General features: G+C 31.8%; 29 protein-coding genes. 19 read left to right on the forward strand and 10 right to left on the reverse strand.

Annotation, left to right across the window (positions count from 1 at the left end; genetic code table 11):
- Positions 1 to 53 precede the first annotated feature (53 nt).
- From STK_RS13720 to STK_RS13730, 3 genes are all read left to right on the forward strand, one after another.
- On the forward strand, positions 54 to 1,313 hold the full coding sequence (locus tag STK_RS13720) for a tyrosine-type recombinase/integrase (protein ID WP_010980582.1): 1,260 nt from the start codon (positions 54 to 56) through the stop codon (positions 1,311 to 1,313).
- A gap of 73 nt (positions 1,314 to 1,386) precedes the next feature.
- Positions 1,387 to 2,298 carry a hypothetical protein gene (locus STK_RS13725; RefSeq protein ID WP_010980583.1) on the forward strand — a complete coding sequence of 304 codons (912 nt, stop codon included), beginning with the start codon at positions 1,387 to 1,389 and terminating at the stop codon, positions 2,296 to 2,298.
- 429 nt (positions 2,299 to 2,727) lie between these two features.
- Positions 2,728 to 3,093: a hypothetical protein gene (locus tag STK_RS13730; RefSeq protein WP_010980584.1), complete on the forward strand. Its 366-nt coding sequence runs from the start codon at positions 2,728 to 2,730 to the stop codon at positions 3,091 to 3,093.
- Positions 3,094 to 3,117: 24 nt separating this feature from the next.
- Here STK_RS13730 and STK_RS13735 read toward each other — a convergent pair whose 3' ends face one another.
- A complete protein-coding gene (locus STK_RS13735; protein ID WP_010980585.1) occupies positions 3,118 to 3,282 on the reverse strand; it encodes a hypothetical protein in 165 nt (54 codons plus the stop codon).
- Between the two features lie 341 nt (positions 3,283 to 3,623).
- On the opposite strand from STK_RS13735, the gene STK_RS15035 reads away from it, so the two are divergent.
- The 8 genes from STK_RS15035 to STK_RS13770 all read left to right on the forward strand — a co-directional run bounded on the left by STK_RS15035 (position 3,624) and on the right by STK_RS13770 (position 9,095).
- Complete coding sequence (locus tag STK_RS15035) at positions 3,624 to 3,791, forward strand: ribbon-helix-helix domain-containing protein (protein WP_010980586.1); 168 nt, start codon at positions 3,624 to 3,626, stop codon at positions 3,789 to 3,791.
- A 59-nt stretch (positions 3,792 to 3,850) separates the two neighbouring features.
- On the forward strand, positions 3,851 to 4,546 hold the full coding sequence (cas4, locus tag STK_RS13740; RefSeq protein WP_010980587.1) for a CRISPR-associated protein Cas4: 696 nt from the start codon (positions 3,851 to 3,853) through the stop codon (positions 4,544 to 4,546).
- Positions 4,524 to 4,916, forward strand: coding sequence for a hypothetical protein (locus tag STK_RS13745; RefSeq protein ID WP_010980588.1), 393 nt, complete (start codon positions 4,524 to 4,526; stop codon positions 4,914 to 4,916). The genes cas4 and STK_RS13745 overlap by 23 nt, the downstream gene beginning before the upstream one ends.
- Positions 4,904 to 5,215 carry a hypothetical protein gene (locus STK_RS13750; RefSeq protein ID WP_010980589.1) on the forward strand — a complete coding sequence of 104 codons (312 nt, stop codon included), beginning with the start codon at positions 4,904 to 4,906 and terminating at the stop codon, positions 5,213 to 5,215. Before STK_RS13745 ends, STK_RS13750 begins: the two co-directional genes overlap by 13 nt.
- Before the next feature lie 3 nt (positions 5,216 to 5,218).
- Positions 5,219 to 6,748, forward strand: coding sequence for a hypothetical protein (locus tag STK_RS13755; protein ID WP_010980590.1), 1,530 nt, complete (start codon positions 5,219 to 5,221; stop codon positions 6,746 to 6,748).
- Positions 6,749 to 6,754: 6 nt separating this feature from the next.
- Positions 6,755 to 7,357, forward strand: coding sequence for a hypothetical protein (locus tag STK_RS13760; protein ID WP_010980591.1), 603 nt, complete (start codon positions 6,755 to 6,757; stop codon positions 7,355 to 7,357).
- Between the two features lie 420 nt (positions 7,358 to 7,777).
- Positions 7,778 to 8,434, forward strand: coding sequence for a DUF3834 domain-containing protein (locus tag STK_RS13765; RefSeq protein ID WP_010980592.1), 657 nt, complete (start codon positions 7,778 to 7,780; stop codon positions 8,432 to 8,434).
- Positions 8,412 to 9,095 (forward strand): creatininase family protein, encoded by a 684-nt coding sequence (locus STK_RS13770; RefSeq protein ID WP_052846811.1) that lies wholly within the window; start codon positions 8,412 to 8,414, stop codon positions 9,093 to 9,095. Before STK_RS13765 ends, STK_RS13770 begins: the two co-directional genes overlap by 23 nt.
- On the opposite strand, the gene STK_RS13775 is transcribed toward STK_RS13770, so the two are convergent.
- Complete coding sequence (locus STK_RS13775) at positions 9,081 to 9,287, reverse strand: winged helix-turn-helix domain-containing protein (protein WP_010980594.1); 207 nt, start codon at positions 9,285 to 9,287, stop codon at positions 9,081 to 9,083. The two genes, STK_RS13770 and STK_RS13775, sit on opposite strands and share 15 nt — an antisense overlap.
- Before the next feature lie 88 nt (positions 9,288 to 9,375).
- Between STK_RS13775 and STK_RS13780 the strand changes: the two genes are divergently transcribed.
- From STK_RS13780 to STK_RS13790, 3 genes are all read left to right on the forward strand, one after another.
- Entirely contained in the window at positions 9,376 to 9,936 is a 561-nt protein-coding gene (locus STK_RS13780) for an isochorismatase family cysteine hydrolase (protein WP_010980595.1), read from the forward strand.
- Positions 9,937 to 10,261: 325 nt separating this feature from the next.
- On the forward strand, positions 10,262 to 10,966 hold the full coding sequence (locus STK_RS13785; RefSeq protein WP_010980596.1) for an ABC transporter ATP-binding protein: 705 nt from the start codon (positions 10,262 to 10,264) through the stop codon (positions 10,964 to 10,966).
- A complete protein-coding gene (locus STK_RS13790; RefSeq protein ID WP_010980597.1) occupies positions 10,963 to 12,297 on the forward strand; it encodes a hypothetical protein in 1,335 nt (444 codons plus the stop codon). Before STK_RS13785 ends, STK_RS13790 begins: the two co-directional genes overlap by 4 nt.
- Before the next feature lie 524 nt (positions 12,298 to 12,821).
- Here the strand turns inward: STK_RS13790 and STK_RS13795 are convergent.
- From STK_RS13795 to STK_RS13830, 8 genes are all read right to left on the reverse strand, one after another.
- Positions 12,822 to 13,601 (reverse strand): dienelactone hydrolase family protein, encoded by a 780-nt coding sequence (locus tag STK_RS13795; protein WP_052846813.1) that lies wholly within the window; start codon positions 13,599 to 13,601, stop codon positions 12,822 to 12,824.
- 1,921 nt (positions 13,602 to 15,522) lie between these two features.
- Positions 15,523 to 15,729, reverse strand: coding sequence for a ribbon-helix-helix domain-containing protein (locus tag STK_RS13800; RefSeq protein WP_010980599.1), 207 nt, complete (start codon positions 15,727 to 15,729; stop codon positions 15,523 to 15,525).
- 165 nt (positions 15,730 to 15,894) lie between these two features.
- Positions 15,895 to 16,701, reverse strand: coding sequence for a ParA family protein (locus STK_RS13805; RefSeq protein ID WP_010980600.1), 807 nt, complete (start codon positions 16,699 to 16,701; stop codon positions 15,895 to 15,897).
- A 183-nt stretch (positions 16,702 to 16,884) separates the two neighbouring features.
- Positions 16,885 to 17,397, reverse strand: a complete 513-nt coding sequence (locus STK_RS13810; protein WP_010980601.1) for a hypothetical protein — start codon at positions 17,395 to 17,397, stop codon at positions 16,885 to 16,887.
- Positions 17,398 to 18,189, reverse strand: coding sequence for an HTH-type transcriptional activator ArnR (gene arnR, locus STK_RS13815; RefSeq protein ID WP_010980602.1), 792 nt, complete (start codon positions 18,187 to 18,189; stop codon positions 17,398 to 17,400). It abuts the gene before it with no gap.
- Between the two features lie 66 nt (positions 18,190 to 18,255).
- Complete coding sequence (locus STK_RS13820; RefSeq protein WP_010980603.1) at positions 18,256 to 18,639, reverse strand: hypothetical protein; 384 nt, start codon at positions 18,637 to 18,639, stop codon at positions 18,256 to 18,258.
- A 4-nt stretch (positions 18,640 to 18,643) separates the two neighbouring features.
- Entirely contained in the window at positions 18,644 to 20,110 is a 1,467-nt protein-coding gene (locus tag STK_RS13825) for a hypothetical protein (RefSeq protein WP_010980604.1), read from the reverse strand.
- On the reverse strand, positions 20,094 to 20,576 hold the full coding sequence (locus tag STK_RS13830; protein ID WP_010980605.1) for a hypothetical protein: 483 nt from the start codon (positions 20,574 to 20,576) through the stop codon (positions 20,094 to 20,096). Before STK_RS13830 ends, STK_RS13825 begins: the two co-directional genes overlap by 17 nt.
- A 121-nt stretch (positions 20,577 to 20,697) precedes the next feature.
- Between STK_RS13830 and STK_RS13835 the strand changes: the two genes are divergently transcribed.
- The 5 genes from STK_RS13835 to STK_RS13855 all read left to right on the forward strand — a co-directional run bounded on the left by STK_RS13835 (position 20,698) and on the right by STK_RS13855 (position 24,058).
- Entirely contained in the window at positions 20,698 to 21,618 is a 921-nt protein-coding gene (locus STK_RS13835; RefSeq protein ID WP_010980606.1) for an archaellin/type IV pilin N-terminal domain-containing protein, read from the forward strand.
- A 65-nt stretch (positions 21,619 to 21,683) separates the two neighbouring features.
- A complete protein-coding gene (locus STK_RS13840) occupies positions 21,684 to 22,424 on the forward strand; it encodes a hypothetical protein (protein WP_052846814.1) in 741 nt (246 codons plus the stop codon).
- A complete protein-coding gene (locus tag STK_RS13845; protein WP_010980608.1) occupies positions 22,417 to 22,881 on the forward strand; it encodes a flagellar protein FlaG in 465 nt (154 codons plus the stop codon). The genes STK_RS13840 and STK_RS13845 overlap by 8 nt, the downstream gene beginning before the upstream one ends.
- A gap of 2 nt (positions 22,882 to 22,883) precedes the next feature.
- Positions 22,884 to 23,372 (forward strand): hypothetical protein, encoded by a 489-nt coding sequence (locus tag STK_RS13850; protein ID WP_010980609.1) that lies wholly within the window; start codon positions 22,884 to 22,886, stop codon positions 23,370 to 23,372.
- Positions 23,354 to 24,058: an ATPase domain-containing protein gene (locus STK_RS13855; RefSeq protein ID WP_010980610.1), complete on the forward strand. Its 705-nt coding sequence runs from the start codon at positions 23,354 to 23,356 to the stop codon at positions 24,056 to 24,058. Before STK_RS13850 ends, STK_RS13855 begins: the two co-directional genes overlap by 19 nt.
- The last annotated feature ends 2 nt before the right edge of the window (positions 24,059 to 24,060 follow it).

Consider the following 24,060-nt stretch of genomic DNA (forward strand, 5'->3'; position numbering starts at 1 on the left):
GACATAAGGTTTTAATGCAACAATGCTATACATGAAAATAGTGAGCATAATTTATGGCAAAAGTTAACGTGGAAAAGTTAGATGAGCAAAAGAAGATAGCTATTCTCAAAAAGGCAATAGATAAGCTAGGCTTAAGTTACGTCTCACGCCAAATAGGTGTAGATAGGTCAACATTAAACCGTTACGTAAACGGTAAAATTAAGAAGATACCTAACGAGGTTATTGAGAAAGCCTCAGACCTTCTAACAGTTGAGGAGTTAAACGACATACTCTACGGGCTTAAGAGCACTGACGTAGACCCTACGACGGCTATAAGCGTCATAGTTAAAGCTAAGACAGATGAGTCCTTTAGGAACTTTTTCTTAACGTTATTATGGCAAGAGTTAGGAGAGTACATTAAAGAGCCGTCAAATACGTACGTAGTGAGCGATGATGATATAAAGCTATTTGAGAAGATAATGAAGACTCAAAGGGCTAAGAAGACTGCATATATGAGAACTAATTCGCTAAAGCGTGCATTAGCTGAACTGAATTACGAATTAACACCTACCAGGTTAAAGGAGTACATGCTAGACGTGTTACAAGAGAGTAAGGGGAGAGCCGAAAACGTAGGAAAGGCGTTAAAATTGTTTATCAAGGAAGTTATAAAGCCAAAGAATCCCCGAATTGCAAGGGAATTATACGACGCCGTAAAGATACCTAAGTATGAACGTGAATACACACCAATAAATTTGGAGTTAGAGACGGTTAAGCAAATCTTTAACGCCATAGAAGGCTTAGGGGCTAAGGCTTACTTCCTCATTTTAGCTGAGACTGGTCTAAGGACTGGTGAGGTTTTCAGCCTAAGACTAGACCAAGTGGACCTGGAAAACCGCGTTATTAGGATAGGAAAAGTGACTAAGACAAAGAGGGCTTACGTAACATTTATCCATCAGCCCACTGTAGAGTGGTTAAAGGAAACGTATCTCCCATACCGTGAACGATTTGTAAGAAGGTATGCTAATTCCCTTAAAGCTTTAAACGTTAACATAGAGCAATGGGAGGCTAAGCTGTTCCCTTTTGACGAGGACGATATAAGGACAGAGATTAAGATAGCAATGAGAAAAGTGATAGGAAGGGAATTTCGATTATACGATTTACGCTCATTCTTTGCTAGCTATATGTTGAAACAAGGGGTCAGCCCCTTAGTCGTAAACGTGTTACAAGGTAGAACACCGCCTCAACAATTTCAAATCCTTCAAGAACGTTACCTTAACCTATCGGAAAAGGAATTACAAGAGATATACGATAAACACGCCCCGAGGTTACTCTAGTCTATGAGAAAGGTCTTAGTTCTACATGTAATACTCATTAAGACTTTTTGTTTATCTATCATAATATAATAATATGAGTAGTATCTTTAACGATATATTTAACGATATAAAAAACGCCTTAGCTACTTCCTATCATCTTACAAGAACTCTACTAACTGATCTCTTTACAGACTCGTCAGCATTAGGAAGAGAAGTAGGAGAATTCATTAAAACTGGACATTTTGAACCGTTTTCAGAGGCAATTCAGCAAGTTGAAAACCAGAGCGTGGCAAATACTCCTATATTTTCTCCATTGGCAAAATTCGGGATTAAGACCGGGAAACAATTCTTTAATATAGAAAGTCAATTGGCAGCCAATATTATCCCCATCACGGGAACGTTCGGGCATTTAGCAGCGCATCCAGGAGAACCTTTACCGGCAAAAATTAGCGATATAGCATTTGGGTTAATTGATATACCCGGCTTAGTAGAGTTAGCAGATACCGGAAGATTGCTCTTAACCGGTGCAGATGAGTTAAGCCCAATAGGAAAATTAGCAGTAGAATTGGGAGAGTCAAAGGCTTATAATTACCCGCTTTTAGCGTTAGGTATTGGTTCTATGTTCTTGCCTTCTTCACATGGAGAGGATATAATCACAAAGGAGAAGATATATAAGACCATACCTAACGTTAAAGATACGATACGGACAATAAAAAACATAGTTAATCCTAAGCCCTATGACCCTTTAGCCCTAACATTACCAGAAGAACCTACAGTTCCAGAGGAATCTGAGATTCCTCTTATCTTATATAATAATGATATACTAAGGTCTTATGCTAAACACTTAGAGGAACAAGTAGATAGTAGCCTTAGAATCAATGATAATGAAAATCGTAATGAAGATGAACATATAAACAAGGTGAGTAGTCCACTCTCTAATCTCTATTTAGGAATTACCTTAATCATCATAGTCTTCATTATAACGCTTATATTAATCAAGGCTTAATTACTGAAATTTCAACAAATAGAAGAAAATCCAGTAAAGCTCTAAGTTACGGTGAAACCATGTTAAGGGCTTAAAATGTTGCTGAAAGTTCTTTCACGGAAACTCTGAGGAGAACGTAATTTTTACGTGTTTTCTTATGTTACCCGCAATTTCAGAAAAGCTTTTCTAACGTAATAAGTCTAAGTTTCATCTATAAAAATAATATTTCTCTCTTTCTACTTTAGTCAAATCGAGATAATCACATAATTACTTCATAAAAATGAATTTTACTCAAGAACCTTAAGCTCTTGATTCAATATTGATTCAAACTTGCATTCAATCTAAATTAACGTCACTTTATCGGTATTTCTCCTCATTCGATATTGATAAGCAATATTGCTTTCAATATGGGAAACGCATATAAACGTAAAATGAGAGTTAAATTACGTTATGCCAAGGAGAAGAACTACTTATTATCAGAGATGGTTGAAGAATCACGTTACTATTACATTACGTCTTTCACGTGAGGAAGAAGAGACTATTAAAAAATACAAGAGTGAAACAAACTTATCCTACCACGACATGGTTTTAGACTATTTTCCATTACTCTCAGCAGTAAAGGAATTCCTCAAAGTCCTAGAAATAAGAGGATACCTTTACGATAAGATAGATTCAAATAACGTTAGGTTTATGAGTGAGCAGTACTATCAGCAATTGCCAGAACGTATAAAGCAGTTCTTTGAGGAAAAGCAGTTCACGGTAAAAGAAGGATTAACAATAAAGACAGTAAAAGGTTATGTGTTAAAAAAGGAGTAACTTGTTCCATTTTGAGATAAGCGCTTATTCCAAAATGGGTAAGTTTATCGCTATCTCCTCTGCAATCTCTATTTCGCCATTTTCTATTAGCCTTAGTACTTCTCTAAGCGTCTCCTTATAACTCTCTGGTAAATCTTCTCTTCTTAAATCGTTCTCTATTGCGTCTTTCCACTCTTTTGCGTCTATCATATTTTCCCATTTATAATATTATTACAGATTTTTTTAAGCCTTAGCTCTATATTCGACTCTAAGATAGAGTAATACTAAAAATTTCCCTTACTTCTTCTTATTAAGATTCTAACATAGAAATGAGGCTTTGCAGTGGAATAACCTCTATTTCAACTGGAAAATAAGGATTTTTGCAAAATACCTTTGATATCTTATGTAAACTCTAGCATATACCTTAAGCTATTTTTTGCGTAATAAATTCCCTAGAATTAATTTTGAGGCAAAAATATATAAAGAGGTATAATCGTTCATGTAATTTTAATAGTATTTAAGATAAAATACTAATAGAATATTGGGAAACCATGCCTAAAGTAAAGAATCTAAAAAAGGTAATCCTAACGGTATACATAGATAAGGAAGATGCAGAAACGATAGACAAATTAACTAAAATGGAAGGAACCTCAAGAAGTGGGATAATAAGAAAGTTGATAAGGGATTATGCAAGGAGACACTTAAAGGACTCATCATGAAGTCAGCCTAATCGATTCAATCACAAAAAATCATGGAAAAAGCAACGGGGGGATAGGTCATGAGTAATTCTAACTCTATCTTTATAAACCTTTCTCTCACGCAAACCCTTTTTAGGAGACGGTTTAACGATAAAAAAGCCCATGAAAAGAAGGACAATAATACAATATACGTTACAGATCTCCTATATTGCCCACTAAAGTCAAGGTTAAGAGAACAATTTAAGGAACTCACTTACGCTGAGGCTTACACTCCTTCAACTCTTCAAGGCTCATTAATCCATGATAGTGTAGAAAGGATTCTACGTGAAGAGCTTAATGCTGAAGTTGAGGTTCCGATAAGTAAGGAGATAAAGATAGGAGACCAAGTTTATACATTAATAGGTAGAGCTGATGCAATAAAGGATAATGCAGTTATTGAGATAAAGACCTCAAGAAATGATTCGGGTATACCGAGAGTTGAGCATGTACTTCAACTAAGGATTTACCTCAACATGTTAAACAATAATCCAAATTGGGATAAGCGCTTATCCCAAAATGGAACACGATTTTACGGAATTCTACTATACATAACTCCCGATAGGATTACTGAATTCCACATAGAAGATGGAATAAGTGAAGATGAACTAAGTGAATTAGTTCAAGATTTCATATACACTAGAATTACCCCTAAACACGATTGGGAATGTAAGTATTGCGTCTTTGCTAAGGTTTGCCCTAACAAGGTGATTATTAATGAAGGTAAAGACGCAAGTTAAAGCAATAATTACAAACGGGGACTACAAGAGCCTAACCATAAACGGTATACACGTAGTAATAGATGATGATAACGCATACATCAATGACACACCTATACCTAAGGAGATAGCAGAAGACGTAATAGACCATGTTAAGGCTGAGACACCAATACGCTTACACCTACATTACGTAGAGTATGAGGCTAATCTAACGTTAGAGATAGAGGATTACGGCATAACGGTCACGCAAAGAGGGAAGGAACTCCTAACGATCATTTTCAAGGGGAATAACGCGTTACTACTCACTCCTAAGCATTCACACAAGATAAGGAATGCTGACAGATTGAGGAGATTGCTGAAACGTGAGGTCATTTCCCTATGCGTGAGATAAATCAACTTTTAATCCCTGGGGTAACGTTACAGAGGACAGAGAAGAGGACTACAATAAAGGGAAAGCCCTATAACTACGCTCAGTACTACGTTTATATACCAAAGAAGTTTGAGGCTCTTGTTAAGGACAAGGAATGGTTAGTTACGGTTATCTTAGATGACCAAGAAATCCCAATAGGCTTAAAGAAACCTACTAGGCATAACAAACACTACATCATAACCTTACCAAGTAACTTAGCAGTGTATTGGGAAAAGTACGTTTACAAAGAGGTTACGATACTGTTAGAGAGAACGGGTTAAGGCATGTCTTCTTTTTCCTCTCCTTCTTCTGTCGATTTTTGGATTATTTCACGTTTGAAAAGGGAAAACGCAGTTCCACTTACTATTATGGCTGAGGAGTATGCAAAGGAGAAGAATATACCAAAGCAGTCAGCCCGTAAGGTATTGGAAAAGCGCCTAAAGGTTCTTGTTGAACAAGGTATCGTAGAGAAGTTAAAGACTTATCCAATCTCCTACACGCTAAAACGTTTACCGAAAAATTTCATTTTACCTTCTAGTAAAATTTTAAGGCTTATCTGTTCCTTTGACTTGAGTTCAAATAATCACAATTCCCAAATTCTAGGAAAAAGTGCAAATCCGAAACAAAAAATACAAGAATTGAGGAAGATAGGGATAAGAGTAATAGCCCTGGCTAACAGATATAGGCAAAAAGCATTACTTACTGCTCAGTACAAAGCCTCTATTCGCCCTGGCACTAGAGAGCATTCGGATATCGCCTTTCTTTATCAAGAGAACATTAAGGAATGGAACAATAGCGTAATGGTTTTCATGAATGATGATGAGGAATTCATGATCACTAAAGTTAGGACTAGGTTTAACGATAAGAAGAGGGCGTTTATGAACGTAATTAAGAGTAGTAAGGCTTTAGATAACGCGTTTAAGCATCATAAGAATGCAATCATGATTACCCTTACCGTACCTCATATTTTTCCGCTAATAATTCCAGTTAAGGATAATGGGAAAATTATCGGCTTTATCCCCCTACAAGACTCCATAATAACTCAACTTAAGACATTAATGATGGCATGGATTAGACAAATGTGGAAGGGTAAGGATATCAAGGTCTTTACGGCTTACGAGTATCATGGGGATTACGTTCTTCATATTCATGTTATTCTGTTTGGGGTCCCATACCTCATTCCATGGGATAGAAAATTCGGAAGGAAGAAAGAAGACGCTTTCACATACTACGTTAGGCGTTACAATATCCCCTTACCCTCAGACCTGGAAACAAAGATGAAAGAGGGAAAGTTAGAGCGAAAGGACAAGACCCTTATTAATAAGCACATCTTTACGGCGTTACTTGATATGTGGTTAGAGAAGATTCTGGTTAGGTTTGGCTCAGCCCTTCATATGAATTTACTCCAGGCTTACCTTGACTATAAGAAGAAGGAGAAGTTACAAGGACCGATAAACGAGATTCACCGTATAAAAAACGGGAAATGGAAAGGTAAACCGCCGAAAGATGCAGTAATAGAATACAGTTCGGGGGCATGTTATAGAAAGGTTCAATCACCAAAGCAATACGTTTTAAAGTACGTTCTCAAAATGGCTTATCTTATAGCTAATAGTAATGTGGCCAATGTAGAGGAGAAAGACCAGGCTAAGGTTTACGGCTATTGGCTCTTTGGGAAACGCTTTAACTCTTATTCTCCTTCATTACTTCCAAAGGAGAAGGAAGTTAAAATCCCCTATTGGCATTTTGTAGGGGTGTTTAGAAAACTGGATTTACCGGATTACGTAATGGATAGACTAAGTCTCGATTTGACGTGAGGAAACATGATAATAGGGATTGGTAAAAGTCCTTTATCGTATTTTGTGTGGAAGTATATGAGTGAATATATCTATAACCCTCTTTACCCTTATCCTCTTTTTTATGACGCTAAGAGAGACCTTTTGACGAGTAAGTTAGCTTATATTGATTATTTGAGGAGACTGCAAATTAAGAGGAATGAGGTTAAGATTGCAGTTTACCCCGATTACGTTTTACCGCATGAAAGTCGTGTGAATTTATCTCTATTAAAGTCGATTGAGTTTATTGTTCCCATTCACTCCTTAGAAAAGGACATAACGATAGTTGAAGAGTTACAAGAGATGGGCTTTAAGGTTTATTATGGTTATGCCTCAGATAAGCGGTATAGGTCATATACGCTTAGTGAGTTCCTTAGTATAAAAGGAAGGAAATGGTATTTGGGAATTTCAACAATGCGTGAATTTGAAGAGGCTCTACGCTATAATTTTGATGGTATTGATATAACTGGTTATCTCCTTGGGAATCATAAAATAAGAAAGGATTCGGAGAGACTAAAAAGGAGAGTTGAAGAGTTGATTATAAAGGTTAAGCAAAAGCGGATTACGGATTTCATTGGAAAAAGCTATTAGCTTACCCATTTTGGTATAAGCGCTTATCCCAACGGTGAAATGTACGGGATTATAAGACGCAAGAGGTAACGTTTTCATATACGCGTTAGCGGAATAATTTATAAAGACGGTATACACGCAAATATGCTAACGTGCAACATTTACGTATTGTATATCTCGTTAAAATGCAACTATTTAACCCCTTAAGAGGGGTGCCCGTGGCGGAATTAGAAGTAATTAAAAGTAAGGGGAAGTTACGCCGCGGGTAAACACCTAGCTTCTGCAACTGTAGAAGGTGCCTTTAAACTGTAACCAGCTATAGGTCTACCAATTTTCCTAGATCAAGCTTTAATTTAAAAGCAAACGTTAATAATCAACAAAACATTAGCTGAAAACTACTGATAACAAAAGAGTTATAATTCAATCAGCAAAGTTGTATTTGTGATAATTTCTACAGTCCCTGGACCAGTAGCATATCCATTAATTGCCTCAACAATGAAGAGGCACGATTTTGAAATTAAATTTGAAAAAGTCCCTAATGCTGATGTGTATCTAGATGCAATACCTATTCTTGGAAAAGTTGATTATGTTCTATTATCTAAGCTTCTAATTATAACTCCTAAAATTGGTAAAAAGATTGCAGTATGGAAAAAAGGAAGTGCTAATGACATTCTTTTACAACTTCTAGTAAAGCTTTACAATATTTCTCCCCAAGTTGTTTATACAGACAATCCATTTGAGGTACAGAAGTTATACCAGGATGGTGAAGTAGACTCTGCACTAGTAACTGTAGGTGTTACTACTAAAGGAGTATTCATAGAGGATCTATTTAAGAGTAAAGGAGTTATGTTACCGGGAATTTGTGGTGCTAAAGGTGAAAATGAAGATTTTTCCTCAGTCTATAAAGAGGGTATTGATCTATTTAATGAAAATCCTGAAGAAGTATCAGAGTACATTGCCGATAATTTACCAATACCTAGACCTTCAAGTTTTATAGAGAGGATATTTAAAAATGCTGAATACAAGGTAGAAAGAGTAAACTTTAACTTTGATGAACTAAAAAATGGGATACTTCATGATACTTCTTCACTCTACTAAAGACGATATTTACGGGAAAATACCACTAATACCAATTGGTAGTATTGAGCAACACGGACCTCATTTACCTATGGGGACTGATTCTATAATCGTCGAGGAAATAGCAAAGAGAATAGAAAAAATGCTAAGCGATAAGATCCTTCTTTTTCCCACAATATATTATACTTGCTCAATAGAACACGGTGATTTTCCATACTTTGGGGTTTCTTATATTACAATGATTTCGTACTTAACGGAACTGGTTAATCAATTGTCGAGATATTTTGATAAGGCGATAATATTAAACGGTCATGGAGGAAATGAATCAATACTTGATATTGTAAAAAGAAGTATCAATTTTCAAAATAAACACTTTAAACTTTACATATTTTCGGTTGTGGGAAAGGGTTTAGAGTACTTTAAAATACGTGATTTGCATGCCGGTACAGTAGAATCTTCTATAATTAAATACATAAATCCCAGATTAGTTAGAGAGGAAAGATTAAAGGATATTGATTACACAGTCAAGGACGGAGTGTTTAACACGATAACTACATCTGATGCTAACCCTCACGGTATAATAAACCTAGACGGTAAAGTTAAGATAGATGAAAAACTTGGCGAGGAGTTCATAAGTCGTGTTGTAAACGATTTGTACTCTTTTATTTTATCTTTGGAGTGACTTTTTTCCAGCTTCTGTAAGTGCGTATCTTCCTTTCTCTTTTTTAATAAGTCCTTCTTTAATCAAATCGTTAAGTTCTCTTTTTAAAGCATCAGTAGAAATATTAAGCTGATCCTTTATATCTTTAAAAAGCACTGGTCTATTATAAGAATTGATTATACTAAGAATCTTTTCTTTTAATTCGCTTAACATTGATTAAATATATTGTAAAAGACTTATAAAAAATGATGGTTTACTACCGAATAGTTAAGTTTTTTAACTATCTCTCCATTATAACCTCATGGCCTGGTTTAACCTTGAAGAGTTAAAAAAGTACATAAGAAGAGATAACTCAGTACTTGTTGTTTGGGATGTACAAGAAGCATTGGTAAACAGTATTTTCAATAAAGAAGAATTCTTAGGAAAGCTGAAAGAGCTAATCTCAGCAGCTAGACAATATAACGTTTCAATAGTTTACACGAAAATTACTCCTTACCCAGAAAGGTTCCAAAATCCAGCGTTTAGAAGAAACTTTAATCCTGGTGATATAGTCAAAGAAGTTTATCCACAACCAGCTGATGTTGTACTTAACAAAAACACACCTAGCATATTTGTGGGTACAAACTTCGAATTAATGTTAAGAAATGTAGGAATTACAACGATTGTATTTACGGGTATTGCTACTGATATTGGTGTTGAAACTTCTGCTAGACATGCACAAGCTTTGGGTTTCTTACCGGTAATTGCTAAAGAGGCAGTATCTTCAGCTGATAAGGCAGCACATGAAAGATCATTGGCTAACCTTCAAAGGCTAATGTTGGTTCTGAGTAATAAGGAAATCATAGAAAGATGGTCAGCTTAAATTCAACTGGAACTTTTTCTGGGTTATTTTTATCGTATAATAATTCTTGAAGTTAAAAACATTAGTATCGTTTATCTTTTTCTGTTAGGGACGTTCATGCTAGGATTTTGCAACTCTTGTACTCGGAGACTTACGTAATTCTAGTGTATAATAAAGACAAATTATGATGGAAAATTTATACATAATTTTATTGTGTATTTATCTAAATCTGATGGAAGATACTACGTTCTAAAATATGTGAAATAAATCTTATCTTCTAATTTGAGTAAAAGTCCCGCATACTAGTGTGAAAGAATTTTAAATCTTTCTACAAACTTTATTTTTAATGAATTGCATAGAGGTAAGAAATGTTATAAAGAGGTTTAATGGTATTTATGCTCTTAATGGTATTTCATTCTCAATTCCGTGCAATGGGAAATATGCATTGTTAGGTCCTAATGGTGCTGGTAAATCCACTACTCTAAAGATTATTTCTGGTCTCTTAAGACCAGATTCTGGTGAAGTATACATAAAGGGTATGAATCCCACCTCTGTAGAAGTAAAAAGAATTTTAGGTTATTTGCCGGAAGATGCGATGCCTTACAGAAATTTAACAGTAATAGAAAATCTTGAATACTTTGCTTCTTTGAGGGATTTACCTAAAGAGAGAGTTAAAGAAATGATTTATCTTTTGGGGTTAGAAGATTATATGTATGTTGAGGCTGGTAAGTTATCAAGAGGAAATTTGCAAAAACTTTCTTTAGCACTCGTTCTTCTTCATAACCCAGAAATTGTCTTACTTGATGAACCACTTAATTATTTAGATATCCCGACGCAAGAAAGAGTAATAAACGTATTAAAATCATTAAACGGTACACTTTTAGTCTCAACACATATAATGTCAATAGCAACTAGACTAACTGATCACGTTATAATAATTAATCACGGTAAAGTTATTTGGACTGGGTCTATAGATGAATTAAGGAGTTTAGGGAGGGAAGATGAACCGATTGAAACCATAGTAACAAAAATCATGAGTGGCACACTATGAAACTATTTAAAATTGCTTGGCTAAAGATTAGGTCAACATACTCTCTACCTCTGCTTATCTTCTCTATGCTAGTTTTGATCTTTTATATATACATAGGCGTACTTGAAGCAGAAGTTACTCATCTTATTCCAAATAACTCTTTTACTCTCACATCTTTTAAAACTACAATAATAGAACTAATCGCGATCTACTTAATTTCTTACTCCATTTTCCCGACAAGTAGGGTTATTTCAAAATCCGACCAAGATTTTCTTTTTATGATCCCTGCTGATGAAAAAGAATTAGCAATAGGAATTATTTGCTCTTATTTAATTATCAACTTATTAGTAGTAGGAGTTTTAATTCCATTTACAGCTCCTATTTTAAGTTTTGGTTCATTCGCCTTATTCCTTATGTTCTCTATACTATTCTCCTTTATACCTATACTCTCATTAAGACTAAGGACTTTATATAGAGTAATATTTACAATCTTGTTACTGTTATGGTTCATTTCAGCTTACTTTAATTTTCCTTATTCCCCATTATCAATGTTAGATAATTATACTTACTCATATTTTATACTTTTAGGACTTACCATTGTAGTCATTTTCTTTTCTTTATATAAGCTTAACGTGTATGATTTAGTTAGAGTAAATTATCAATCTACCAGATCAATAAAAAATCCCATTACTTTCTCTCCATCCTCGTCTCCTCTTATTACAATGTTAAAGAAAAACATAAACTTAATCGAGCTAGGAGGAAGAGTAAGTCAAGCAACTGGAGGGCAATATGTGATTGCTAGAGTAAAAATATATTATATCTTAATACCAATCATAGCTTTAGCTCTATTGGTCTATCTATTTCCAACAACCTCATTTTTAGTTTTCTTAACTGAGTTTTTGATTTTATTAAACTATGCTCAAGCATCATTTATTAATGAACCACTCTGGTTAGATTTATCAATTATGTCACCGTCAAAGTTTGCTAGAAATTACCTAGTAAGTAAAACCCTCACTCTGTATATTCTTTTTATCCCACTAACCATCTCTGAAATACTATCTAGAAATATAAGTTTTGCAATAGCATCGTTAGAATTTCCTCTCACTTTTATATACCTTTCCTCTATGCTTGCAAGATTTTATCCAGTTCCACAGTCTGGTACACAAGTCCTAAACTTAAGAAGATTGATCTTTACAATTATCGGAATTATACCAGTGCTAGTGATCTTATTTCTAAGCTTAGTTTTCCCACTCTTTACCTTTTTGATCATAGCCATTGTAGTCTCATACTTCTTCCTAAACGAGAGGTTCTGGGAAAAGGCGTTTGAAAATGCAATCTCGTCACCTTATTGAACATTTCTCTTTTCAGTTAATCTACACCTCGTATCCATCTTAAATTTTTCGTCTTTAGTATTATTTTTCTATAAAATTATATGGAATACACTTTTATTCTAAATTCTTTGTTAACGATATGCGGACACATATAGGTTATGAATTTCTATTTTAGAAGTCTCTTCACAAATTTCATACATTACTAATTTATTCGCTTCTTATCGTTTTTATTTTTGTATCATACCACATATATTACTAAAAAAGCATTTACTATTTATTTTCGTCGTCTCTTTCACTCTTAAGCTATCACTTAATCTCTCTTTTCCGATTTTTAAAGTCTTTATAAATGTTAATCTATATTTATAAACATAAGTCAGAATATAAGCTTGCTTTTAGATATTATTTTATAATTAATGATATATAACTGTAAAATTAAAAATTATCTTTTAGATTCCCTTCTTTCTTCTCATTTTTCTCTTTTTCAAGAACCTCAAAAAGATGTACCCATGCTAAAAAGCATGGATCTACTTTCTCCCTTTTTTCACTCATTTCGATAACCTCTTTAAGAAATTCTTTACTCTTTCCCAAGCATCTTCAGCAGCATCTTTATTATAAACTGGTCCTCTATCATTAAAGAACGCATGGTATGCCCCAGGATAAATCTTAAGCTCTAAATCTTTCTTGTATTTTATTACTGCTGATATTAAATCCGGTAATCCGGATAGTATTGGTGGATCTTCGCCTGCATATAAACCTAGAATTGGTCCCTTAATCTTCTGTACAGCATCAATAGGTTGAGGATTCCTACCATAAAATACTATAGTCCCATCGAGTGGTACTTCAGTAGCTAACTGGAAAGCTAGTCCTCCTCCCATACAGAAACCCATACTAACAATCTTCTTATAACCTTGGGAATTTAGATATTCATAGGCCTTAATCAGATCCTTTATCATCTGTTCTTCCATTTTAGCCCTTCCAGTAACTAACAATTCAACTACTTTTTTACCATTCTCATCAAGTGAACTGATTATTTCATTATATGTACTGGGATCTGTCCTTTTTTCTGCTGGTATACTCCAGACTTTTCGCATAACATTCTGTATATTTTCTGGTGTAAGGATATTTTCATACTTGGTATATAGCTGTGGGGCAAACGCAAAATAACCTTCGTTAGCTAGTCTTCTTGAAATGTCCTTAATATTATCATTAAGCCCCCATATCTCATGAATTACAATAACAGCTAGTTTAGGATTTTCTGGGGAAGCTATAAAAGCTCTTATATTTGAGTCGTATGAGTTATAAAATATTTCCTTTTCCGAAAGCATAATCATGTATGATAATAAACAAATTAAAAATTAACTACTTAAATTCAACAGTTGTAAAAAATATGTTAAAAACTAATATAGTTAATTTATATAAGAAAATCATAGATCATAATATGAGATTTTATACATCTTGAAATTAGCAACAGAATTCCATCATAATATGCTGATAATTATGAGTATAAGTATTGTGTCGTCATTATGGTATAAATTTATTAGATAACCTTTTCTTTACATGGAGTATGAGTATTAAATTAAGGTATTATTATATGCTAAAATTTACAGAAATATAAATTATTCCAATAAAAGCATATGATTGTAATACTCTTTGGGTGACTCGTGGATTTTTAGTATTTAAACAATTGGGATACTAACTAAGTTTAGTGTTACTTGTTTATTTAAGCATCTGTATTAATTTTATATAAATATGGGCTAATCGTTAAGCAATGTAAAAAATTATTTTTATGTATATTTATTGTATTCTACTTACGTATATTCTTGGACAAACTATTTTGTAGTTTTCCTCTTGAACAATTTATTTATAATTCATAAAGTCTAATAAACATTTTTTATCGGCCAAATTATAAAACCTATTTTATACGTTCAGTAATATCTTTCTCTTTTTAAGTTTTTTATTTATGTAACATTTTGTTATGTTAATTTTTAAAAAGTTTTTAAGGTTCTCTTAAAGTATAAAGGCTAAGGAAGTAAAAAACCATACCAAAAGACAAATATATCATTTATATAGCTACTCTTGTTTTTAAATCTAAAGTCCCAAGCATTATTTATCATTAAACTTAAGACTTTCTTACTTAACAAGGACTCTATACTTTCTCTGAAAGTACCATTATATCTAAGTGATTATGAGATTTCTTTTTATCTCTAAAGTAATATAAATTGAAATTTTATTATATGAATAATTTTCTTTAAAATTATGATAATCAAATCTTTAACTATTTTTAGGGCTCTCTCATCGAGCTTATTTTGTTTTACGATTTTATAAATTATTCCTCATTACGAGCTTAATTGAGAATATATTTGTTTATTAAGCATAAGCATGTAAGTTACTCTTGGTACTTTAAGCTCTTTACTATTCCTGTAATCCCACTACTTTAGAAACATATTCTTATTTCTATAAATTTTTTGAAATAACCAATCCTATATCGCAAGATACTGTTAGTTCTAAACCTGCATCAAATACATATCCGTCTAGAACATCTATTACTGGTTTAGATATCCTCTCCGAAATTGATAAATCTTCTCTTCAGTTCATCAAAACCTCTAGTGTTAGTTAAAAAACTCACTTAAATCCCTTCTCGAGTTGAAAGCCTTACATCCTTCTACGATGGATTTCACGAACGAACAAAACTGAGTATTATAAGAGTAAAACAAATAAATTGCAAGGAGAAAATAACATAGTTCTGTAGTTCTAAGAGGTAAAACACCCTTTCGTTAGAATGTGCTGTAACGTCTCTAAAACTATCTAATAAAAAGGTCAAATCCGAGTATTGAGGACTTGAACAAATTATTCTGGGAGCTGAATAGAGTTAGCACAATGCAAAGAAACATGGTATTATGACCACAAAGGATATATAGGGTTTACTATATATCTAGCGTACTTTTATAACGTAAACTCGTCTTACCCAAATACTAGAAGTAAGCATCTTCATCCATATACTCATAATCTCCTGTTAAAGAATAACCATTCTTAAAGTTTTTCTATATTAACATTTTAAGAAAAATTTAAAAATTGATAGCTTAAAAACAAATCATATTATTTCTATCTCAAATCAATTGAATAGTATATTTTATTCTAAAACAAATTATAGATATTAATTTAATTGTTTGAATTATTAAATATAATGATTTTCCGATAAGTGTTAAATGATTTTTATCTGCGATCACTTTTTAATATATAAATTAACTATAATGATCTCTCGTTTTCTTTAAGATAATCTATATAACTCATAATGGCATCTCTTATTAGGTCACTCCTATTATTATAGCCCAATCTTTTGACTAAGTCATCTATTGTTTTTAAAAAATCTTCATCAAGTTTAAATGTTATTACATGTATCTCTTCCATGTCTAAAATATAAGTATTTTCATCAAGTTTGATAGTCTTTTCCATTATAATAACCCCATTATTAATAATAGATTACTAGATTATAAATGTTATATTTGAGTTAACTATGATAAATAGATAAATTATACGATGAAATATTAAGATTTTAGTTTTATAAATAGGATCTTCTATCATATTGTTAAAAATCTTCAAATATGTGACATAGAAATTTTAATCGGAATTCATCTGCTTAGTATATTTATTCGCAGTTATTTTCATACTTAGATATTCTATAATTATATCTATATTAGGAAGTTCTATTTCCAAGGGATTTTCCAGATATTCTTTATTAAAGGGTACCGGCACTATTAGAGGGTCTCTAAAGTACTTTCTTATTTTTTCATAATTTATCTGATAATCTGATTTCACTTGGTTGATTACTATAATTATTGGATTAAATAACTTTACTTTATCTATTATGGGAAATTTTTTCTTAAGTAAATCATTTAAGAAATCATTTATTGGTAACATCATTCTTAAAGTGTATTCTATTATATCATCTGGGGGCGTTAAAACAACTATTGCCCTATACGTAAATTCATTTGTAATCAAGATCCAATTATAAAGAAATTTTTCAAAACATTCATCTGTAAATAAAGACGGGTTATCAATCACTATATTCTCGTAACTAAAATAATATTTTTTAAATTCTTCCATAAGGTGTTTATCATCTGCTGAGAGAAATTCGGGGCTACATCCCATATTAACTACTCTTAATGAATCAAAATCCTTCCAATAAATCCCTCTAGGAAATTTATCTTTTATTCCAAAATGGCTAGAAATTGTTGTCGATAAAGATCTATCTATTAATATTGTAGGTTGATACTTTGATAGTTCCTTAGCTATTTGGTATGAAATTGTTGATTTACCTACTCCACCCTTTAGACTAGTAACATTTACCACTCCCATATAATCTCTATTTGGTAAAGATATTGATAAATATAATATTATATTCTCTATGTGAAGATGTTTAAACATTCTTTGAAATATTTAAATTCGTTTTAATTATTTTTATTCTTAGTACTGGAGACACCTATAATTATAGTACCTATTAATAAGCAGAAGTAAGAGTAATTTCCCAATATTAATGATAATATTTGTTTATTAGAATAAAATATAGCTGATAATATTAATTCAATGATCCCTGTTAAAATAAAAGCTCTACCCACGTTTTGTAGTTTCACTTTTATCCACCCTCTGTAAGATAAAATAGAATGAAGCAACAAAGATTATAGTAAGTAGTAGGGTCTCAATATTATATTTGCTTTCATCAATATTATGGTGTAAGAAATAAGAGGGAATTGGTTTGTTAATTCCCGGTCCTAAGGGTATGCTTGCCCCTATTAAGGTTGCGTTAATTCCATTACCAAGGTAATGTATAACTATCCCGTTATATTTATCCACATAGATTACAAAATTATGCTCATGGATTATCCCCACCTCTATTCCGTCATATTGAGTAATATTATTTGATGTCATATTATCATTAATAAGAAGAAAAGATGGATAATGTACTACATAGGATAAAGTTACATTATGCGAAATTACAGTCATATTTACAAGAATAGAAGAAGTAGAAGCCATGTTAAGTATTGTTATTAGTAGGTAATAATGTGTGTAATTTCCAGATATTAAATAAAGTAAGGTAATATTGATAAAATCCAACTTTTTCACCTATTTAGCTGTTATATACGCGTATACACTTAATAAAGTAAAGAAAATTAATACATAAAGCCAGACTATACCTATATAGCGCATAAAAGGTACATTAAGATAATATATTATAATAGGGGAAGTTAACGCTAAGAATATCATAATTTTTATTAAAGCAGTATCATAACGTAAGCTAAAAGTCACTTTTAATAAAAATCTTAAAAATATATTATTCTTCATTTTTATTAAACTCGGAATTCTATATGCTAATTTTTTTCCTTCACTAGTTATGATATAACATTGTTTTGCGTGTCCAAATAAAGTTTTTTTATTAATCTTTTTAAAAATACCTTTTTCTGCAAACAAGTCAATATAATATTTTAGTGTCTGAGTAGATATTCCTAATTCCCTTGATACTTTTTCAACTGGTAATACATCACTGTTAATTAACGATGCTTTTAGCATTTCAATTAAATAGAAATATTGTATAGAGTTATTAAGCGGTATTTCATCTTCAATTTTAGGTAAAGTAGTATAGTGTGTAAGGTCATTTAGTTTATTTAATATCTCTTTTCCTTTTTCAGATAAATCATATATATCATATTTAATCTTAACAACTAATTCTTTATCAGTTAGTTTCCGTATAGCATCAAGTACAGCCTTTCTACTATTGTTAGTTGCTTCTGCAATTTCAGAAACAGAGGAAGGACCTTTTGATGCAATATATAATAAAATATCCCATTGGATTTTAGCTCTTCCAAAATCAACAATTGAGTCTAATTCTCTTAAGACGTCGAATATATTATGATTCATATCATCAAATAATTTATATCTTCGTCTATTTAAATATTGATAATGATTATACAAACGTAACAACTACTACGAATTCTTTATAATATTAATTAAATAATCAATTCCCTCATATAAATTCATAGTTATTACTTTTGAGTTAAACTTTATAATTAAATTATTCCCATTTATTACTATAGTATTATCTTTGAGAGTATTCATTGACTGTAACTGAGTAGTAACTATAAATTTTTTCCTTACTAACTCTTCGGCATTTTTACCATAGACCATAGAGATATATTTATAGAAAGTTTTTTCATTCTTTATATTAGGAATTCTTGATTCTTCTATTAAATATATAGATAATAATATTACTAATAGTATGAGAATATACGTTTTTAAATCTGCAATTATGATCATTAATGTTGAGTTTATACCAACTAACATTATTTTATATAATTCTTTCACATTCATTTTCTCACCCTAAATAAGGAACACTATTAATACTCATGTAAACTCCCCAAAGTATTAGGAATAGGATTACTAGATATGAGATACTGAGTCTCTTTAGACTATTTACTGCATAAGCAGTTGGGATAAATAATGGCAAATCTATTACTAAATTACTTGCTGGTTGAAGCACTATAATACCTAGCAAAGATATTACGTAGAGAGATTTTAGGATTCCATTAAGATATCTTGTCCCATATGCCGAAAGCAAATAGTAAATGAGAGCATTATTTGAACCCCAGCTTATCACAGCAATTTGATAGACTAATTGGTTAAAATTAAATAATCCTATCGGTACTGGGAAAATTCCCGCAAAGATTGCATAAAGTCCAGTTATAGTGAAAGGTATTATTGAAAATAAATATATGATTTCATATTTAGAAGGCTTAGTTTTCTTAAAAATAAACATAAATAAATAGTAGATTATAATAGCTGAGGATAACTGGGCCCAGGCATAAATATGGGATAAAAGTGCAAGAAAAGAGAGCAATATGGCTAATGCTAATCTCTTTCTCTTAATAAGGTATGAAATAGATATAAACATTAAAGAAATTGAAAACAAATTGGCCTCTAATCCAGAATAAAGAAAGGTTATAAGCATAGGAGACACAGCAGCCAATAAAGCAGATAGGTTTGCTATTTTATTATCTATAGCCGAAGCTAGTTTATATGCAGAATATACATAAAGTAGTGAAATAAATACGAATTCGTAAAATGCTACTTGATACGGTCCGAATACGAGGGATAAAGAATAAAGCATTAGCAAATATAACGGCCTAGAATAGAAGAACCAACCATCAAAAGTGGGATGTAAAAGCCATGAATAATAATATGTAAAGTCAACAGTTTCTGGTATTTTAGCAGGATTAATAAAGGGAATATATGGAATTAAAGCAATTAGTAATACTAAAACATAAGGCAAAAATAACGGTATTCTAATACGTATATTACTTTTTCCGTTTAACAATGCAAATAGAATCCCAGAAAACCAAATAATAGGAATAGCTATTGGCAATCCGCTATTAAGTATTAATAATGGGACAGAGAAATAAGAGTTAATACCGAGTAGTATCCTCAACAGTAACCACGTTATCATAGACGAATTTACTGTTATCAGGACATAAGTAATAACTGAGCTAACCCCTTTCCTTAATTCATAAATGATCGGAATAAGGAGAAGAATAGGTGTTAATTGTAATGAATAAAAAGAGAGTAAAGATAATGGTAATAAAAATGCGTATCTCCTAGGATTATATAATACCATTAATGCAGCTGACAATATATTAAAGAACATTGAAGCTAACTTCCATTCGAAGACTGGATAATATGTTATTCTATTTATTGTTATGTAAATACCATTTCCTAGAGAGTATGCAATAATTAAAATGAGTGCACTAATCCAAGGAATATTTGCACTTTTAGCTAATTTTATCATATTTTCTCACCATTTTTACTAAGAGCAACGATGTAGCAAAAGTAAATAATACGCCGGTGATAATAAATTTTGATTTCTTATTAAATATATGAATATCAGCTAGTTTATATAAATTAGGAAAAGAATCATTAGCTATTCCAGGGAAATTGGCACTTACTAAGCATGAAAGGGAATTATTATTGATTTTTTCTTTTAATATTAATCCATTTTTTGCAACTATTAAATTTCTGCTATTATATGCTAAAATTTTATGTCCATTCAGAGTATAATAAGTTATATTTCCTGATATATTTGAAAAAATTTGTTGTGGTTCTAAAGATACATTATAAATTAAAATTGTATGACTATTAGGATTTATTACATACATTGTAACAAATTTTAAAGTCAAATTATTAATAAAAACATAAATTATATAAAATGTAATATTATGATCAATAACCCTATATTCTAAAAATATAGGAGTCATCAAAATTATATGCAAATTTAGTCTTTAAAAGGATATCCGATTCTTCGTCGACTGGTAGTCGAAAGTAAGCTGAAGATTTTTAAAAACAATCGGAGCAAGATTACTTAGAAAGTGAGAAAAAATGGGAGCAAAAAATGCAATAAAAAAATATAATAAAATAGTAAAAAGAAAAGGACTTGCGGGTTTAGACACTGCAATAATATTAATAGCATTTATTATTACAGCATCAGTATTAGCGTATGTTGCAATAAATATGGGATTATTTGTAACGCAGAAGGCTAAATCTACCATAAATAAGGGCGAAGAGACAGCTTCTACTGCGCTAACTTTATCTGGTTCTGTATTATACGCAGTAAACTATCCTACTAATACTAAGAGTTACTGGATATTCTTTACAGTGTCGCCAAGCTCTGGAGTATCTAGTGTTGAATTGTCTCCAGCTACTACAGCAATATCATTTACAGCATCTACGGAAGGTATAGCTTATTCGAATATATACAAGTATACATTATTAACTGTATCTCCATCAACATTAAGTGATGTTGTATACTCCAATAGCCAATATCTGAGTTTAGTAGATACTGAATCAAGCGGTGGTCAAACTTATGTGTATTATCCAAATCCATATTATGCATTACTAGCACTTAATTACACCTTATCTCAGAAGGTAAACGATAAAATTATAAAATATTCACCATTATTCATAAATTATACGCCAATACCAACTAAGCCTTCATGGTTACAAAGTGATAATGTGTTCTCATTTACTCTTAATATCAGCGGTAAACCTGTTACCTATTGTGCATTTGTTAATCAAACATTTGCATTTACTTATCCGGTAGCAGGTGACCCTCTAGTAGGTAGTGCAATAGCACCGGCAGGGTCTGTAATAGGTGTGATGATATTATTTGGTCCTAGTCTGGGCAGTCATGTATTTCAATATCAAACAATAAGTATACAAATATCGCCTAATATAGGATCACCATTAACATTAAGCGAATATATATACCAGCCTGAAGGCACTGTTACCGTAATAGGATAAGAAAACTTTAAAAGGTAAATAAGGTGAGTAAATTTTTTTATTTTAAAATTTAAAGGGGGTGTAAATTGATAGGTTTAAATTTCCAACAAATTATTGACTCTACTCTATTCATATTACTTGTAACTATAAGTATTCCTTTAACAGCTTTCTTCATATTACTTTTTAAGGTAATTTTACCTAAGACTTCTAAACCTAAAACACTTCAACAGCCTCCACCACCAGAGCAAGTTCCTCAGCAACAGCAACAACAAGAGAAAAATCAGCAATTAGAGGAAACGTTTAAAACATTAATAAATAAGATTGACAAATACCAAAGTGACCTAGTAAATGTGATAAATACTTCTATGAATGATTTAAAACAAATGATACAGAGTATGAATTCATCAATAGAGGATGTCGTATTATCTTTAAAGGCTTCGCAAGCAGATTCAACTTCGCCTTTTAATATTATAACTAAGGAAAGCAATGAAAGCCAAAAACCTGAAGGTGCTAAAAGTTTAAAGGCGGTAGCTGAAATTGTTGGAACATCAAATATAGACCTTACAAGCTTCGTTAGAAATTGTGTATTATTAGAAGTTTTAGAGTATGATGATTCTAAAATAACGGCGTTATATGAATTAGGTTATATTTCTGCTGATGATATGTACATACTTATGAAGATTCAATCATATATTAGAGCTAACAATGGGAAGATCAGAGCTAAGGAATTGGCAAGTATCGCTATGAATGTGGCTGAAAGTTATTCAGCAATAACTGCAGATATGAAGAAGTATTTGCTGGTATTGGAGGCGAATAAGAATGGTTAATGAAGCGATAAGTGAGTCCATAATGATAATAGTAAGCATAGTCTTAATAGGGGCATTGGCCGGTGTTGTTTTTTCTCTAGTATCTTCTATATCAACAAGTATGATGTCCTACGGTTTATTAGAATCTCAGAAGTTAGTTACGAATTTACAGATAGATTATGCCACTAACACAAGCCCTACTACTGTAGTAGTTTATCTGCAAAACGTGGGAGAATCTACAATATTTAATTTGGAGCAGAGTGTATTATATTTTGGCCCAGAGGGAAGTTTACAACAAATAGGATACAATACTGGCACACCACCCTATTGGACTGTTAATACTAATACTTTATATCCAGGATCAGTTGCCAAAATTACTATCTATTTGTCCTCACCTTTATCCTCAAACCAATATTACACTGTTGAGATATATACTCCTAATGGATATTCAGTAAGTTATACTTTTGGGGTGAGTTAAAAATGAGTTTTTCACTTATTTTAACATATGCTTTTCTAATTTTTATCTCAGTCTCATTAGCTCTTATTCTCTTAAGTACATATATTAGAAATCAACAACTTTTGACTTACTCAGAAGAAATTCAACAGAGAATTGAGTTAAATGAATTAAATACAAAAATATTAATAAAAAGCGTTTATGTAAGTAATAATCTTGTATATGTAACAGTAACTAATAACGGCTCAACTACCTTCTATGATTTTAAATCATTCGTAGTTATTGTGAAATATTATGCTAATATTAGTAATGTATCAACACTAATACTTTCTCAATATAACTATTCAACTGTATTGGCACCTTATAAATGGACATCTAGTGCGGTAGTAATTCCACCAGATAGTAATGCCGTTTTTACTATTGATTTACCTTATCCTCCTTATCCAAATACTAAGGCTACAATTGTTATATCTACTAATTATGGTAATGAGGCTATATGGAGGGGTATACTGTGATTATAAAGACTGGAAATGAGGATTTAGATAGGCGATTAACTGGTTTACCCTTTCCAGCCTTAATCATGATTGAAGGAGATCACGGAACTGGCAAAAGTGTGTTAGCTGCACAAATATGTTATGGATTGTTAATTTCTGATAAAAAAGGTTATGTAATAACTACTGAACAAACTACTAAGGATTATTTAGTGAAAATGAGGGATGTAAAAATAAACTTAATCCCCTTTTTTATAAAGGGTAGCCTTGGAGTAGCTCCGTTAAATACAAATAAATTTAACTGGAATTCAGATTTAGCTAATAAGATTCTTGATTTGATTATAGATTTTGTGAAAAAGAGAAAAAATATTGAGTTTCTAATTATAGATAGTTTGTCTGTATTAGCGACTTTTGCTGAGGAGAGACAAATATTACAATTTATGAAAGAGTCTAGGGTTTTAGTAGATTTAGGAAAATTAATACTTTTTACAATTCATCCAGATGTATTTAGTGAAGAAATAAAAAGTAGAATTACTAGTATAGTTGATGTTTATTTTAAATTATCAGCTGTTACCATAGGTGGTAGAAGGATTAAAGTATTAGAGAGAGTAAAGACGGTAGGTGGTATTCAAGGTTCCGATACAATATCTTTTGATATAGATCCGGCCTTAGGAATTAAAGTAATTCCGTTATCCTTATCGAGGGCGTAGCT

Origin of the sequence: Sulfurisphaera tokodaii str. 7, from assembly GCF_000011205.1 — an archaeon.
GTDB lineage: Archaea > Thermoproteota > Thermoprotei_A > Sulfolobales > Sulfolobaceae > Sulfurisphaera > Sulfurisphaera tokodaii.

What these genes read in the sequence shown, in the direction of transcription:
- STK_RS13720 (WP_010980582.1), top strand. Translation starts at nt 54, where the DNA reads ATGGCAAAAGTTAACGTGGAAAAGTTAGATGAGCAAAAGAAGATAGCT.
- STK_RS13725 (WP_010980583.1), top strand. Translation starts at nt 1,387, where the DNA reads ATGAGTAGTATCTTTAACGATATATTTAACGATATAAAAAACGCCTTA.
- STK_RS13730 (WP_010980584.1), top strand. Translation starts at nt 2,728, where the DNA reads ATGCCAAGGAGAAGAACTACTTATTATCAGAGATGGTTGAAGAATCAC.
- STK_RS13735 (WP_010980585.1), bottom strand. Translation starts at nt 3,282, where the DNA reads ATGATAGACGCAAAAGAGTGGAAAGACGCAATAGAGAACGATTTAAGA.
- STK_RS15035 (WP_010980586.1), top strand. Translation starts at nt 3,624, where the DNA reads ATGCCTAAAGTAAAGAATCTAAAAAAGGTAATCCTAACGGTATACATA.
- cas4 (WP_010980587.1), top strand. Translation starts at nt 3,851, where the DNA reads ATGAGTAATTCTAACTCTATCTTTATAAACCTTTCTCTCACGCAAACC.
- STK_RS13745 (WP_010980588.1), top strand. Translation starts at nt 4,524, where the DNA reads ATGAAGGTAAAGACGCAAGTTAAAGCAATAATTACAAACGGGGACTAC.
- STK_RS13750 (WP_010980589.1), top strand. Translation starts at nt 4,904, where the DNA reads ATGCGTGAGATAAATCAACTTTTAATCCCTGGGGTAACGTTACAGAGG.
- STK_RS13755 (WP_010980590.1), top strand. Translation starts at nt 5,219, where the DNA reads ATGTCTTCTTTTTCCTCTCCTTCTTCTGTCGATTTTTGGATTATTTCA.
- STK_RS13760 (WP_010980591.1), top strand. Translation starts at nt 6,755, where the DNA reads ATGATAATAGGGATTGGTAAAAGTCCTTTATCGTATTTTGTGTGGAAG.
- STK_RS13770 (WP_052846811.1), top strand. Translation starts at nt 8,412, where the DNA reads ATGATACTTCTTCACTCTACTAAAGACGATATTTACGGGAAAATACCA.
- STK_RS13775 (WP_010980594.1), bottom strand. Translation starts at nt 9,287, where the DNA reads ATGTTAAGCGAATTAAAAGAAAAGATTCTTAGTATAATCAATTCTTAT.
- STK_RS13780 (WP_010980595.1), top strand. Translation starts at nt 9,376, where the DNA reads ATGGCCTGGTTTAACCTTGAAGAGTTAAAAAAGTACATAAGAAGAGAT.
- STK_RS13785 (WP_010980596.1), top strand. Translation starts at nt 10,262, where the DNA reads ATGAATTGCATAGAGGTAAGAAATGTTATAAAGAGGTTTAATGGTATT.
- STK_RS13790 (WP_010980597.1), top strand. Translation starts at nt 10,963, where the DNA reads ATGAAACTATTTAAAATTGCTTGGCTAAAGATTAGGTCAACATACTCT.
- STK_RS13795 (WP_052846813.1), bottom strand. Translation starts at nt 13,601, where the DNA reads ATGCTTTCGGAAAAGGAAATATTTTATAACTCATACGACTCAAATATA.
- STK_RS13800 (WP_010980599.1), bottom strand. Translation starts at nt 15,729, where the DNA reads ATGGAAAAGACTATCAAACTTGATGAAAATACTTATATTTTAGACATG.
- STK_RS13805 (WP_010980600.1), bottom strand. Translation starts at nt 16,701, where the DNA reads ATGTTTAAACATCTTCACATAGAGAATATAATATTATATTTATCAATA.
- arnR (WP_010980602.1), bottom strand. Translation starts at nt 18,189, where the DNA reads ATGAATCATAATATATTCGACGTCTTAAGAGAATTAGACTCAATTGTT.
- STK_RS13820 (WP_010980603.1), bottom strand. Translation starts at nt 18,639, where the DNA reads ATGAATGTGAAAGAATTATATAAAATAATGTTAGTTGGTATAAACTCA.
- STK_RS13825 (WP_010980604.1), bottom strand. Translation starts at nt 20,110, where the DNA reads ATGATAAAATTAGCTAAAAGTGCAAATATTCCTTGGATTAGTGCACTC.
- STK_RS13830 (WP_010980605.1), bottom strand. Translation starts at nt 20,576, where the DNA reads ATGACTCCTATATTTTTAGAATATAGGGTTATTGATCATAATATTACA.
- STK_RS13835 (WP_010980606.1), top strand. Translation starts at nt 20,698, where the DNA reads ATGGGAGCAAAAAATGCAATAAAAAAATATAATAAAATAGTAAAAAGA.
- STK_RS13845 (WP_010980608.1), top strand. Translation starts at nt 22,417, where the DNA reads ATGGTTAATGAAGCGATAAGTGAGTCCATAATGATAATAGTAAGCATA.
- STK_RS13850 (WP_010980609.1), top strand. Translation starts at nt 22,884, where the DNA reads ATGAGTTTTTCACTTATTTTAACATATGCTTTTCTAATTTTTATCTCA.
- STK_RS13855 (WP_010980610.1), top strand. Translation starts at nt 23,354, where the DNA reads ATGGAGGGGTATACTGTGATTATAAAGACTGGAAATGAGGATTTAGAT.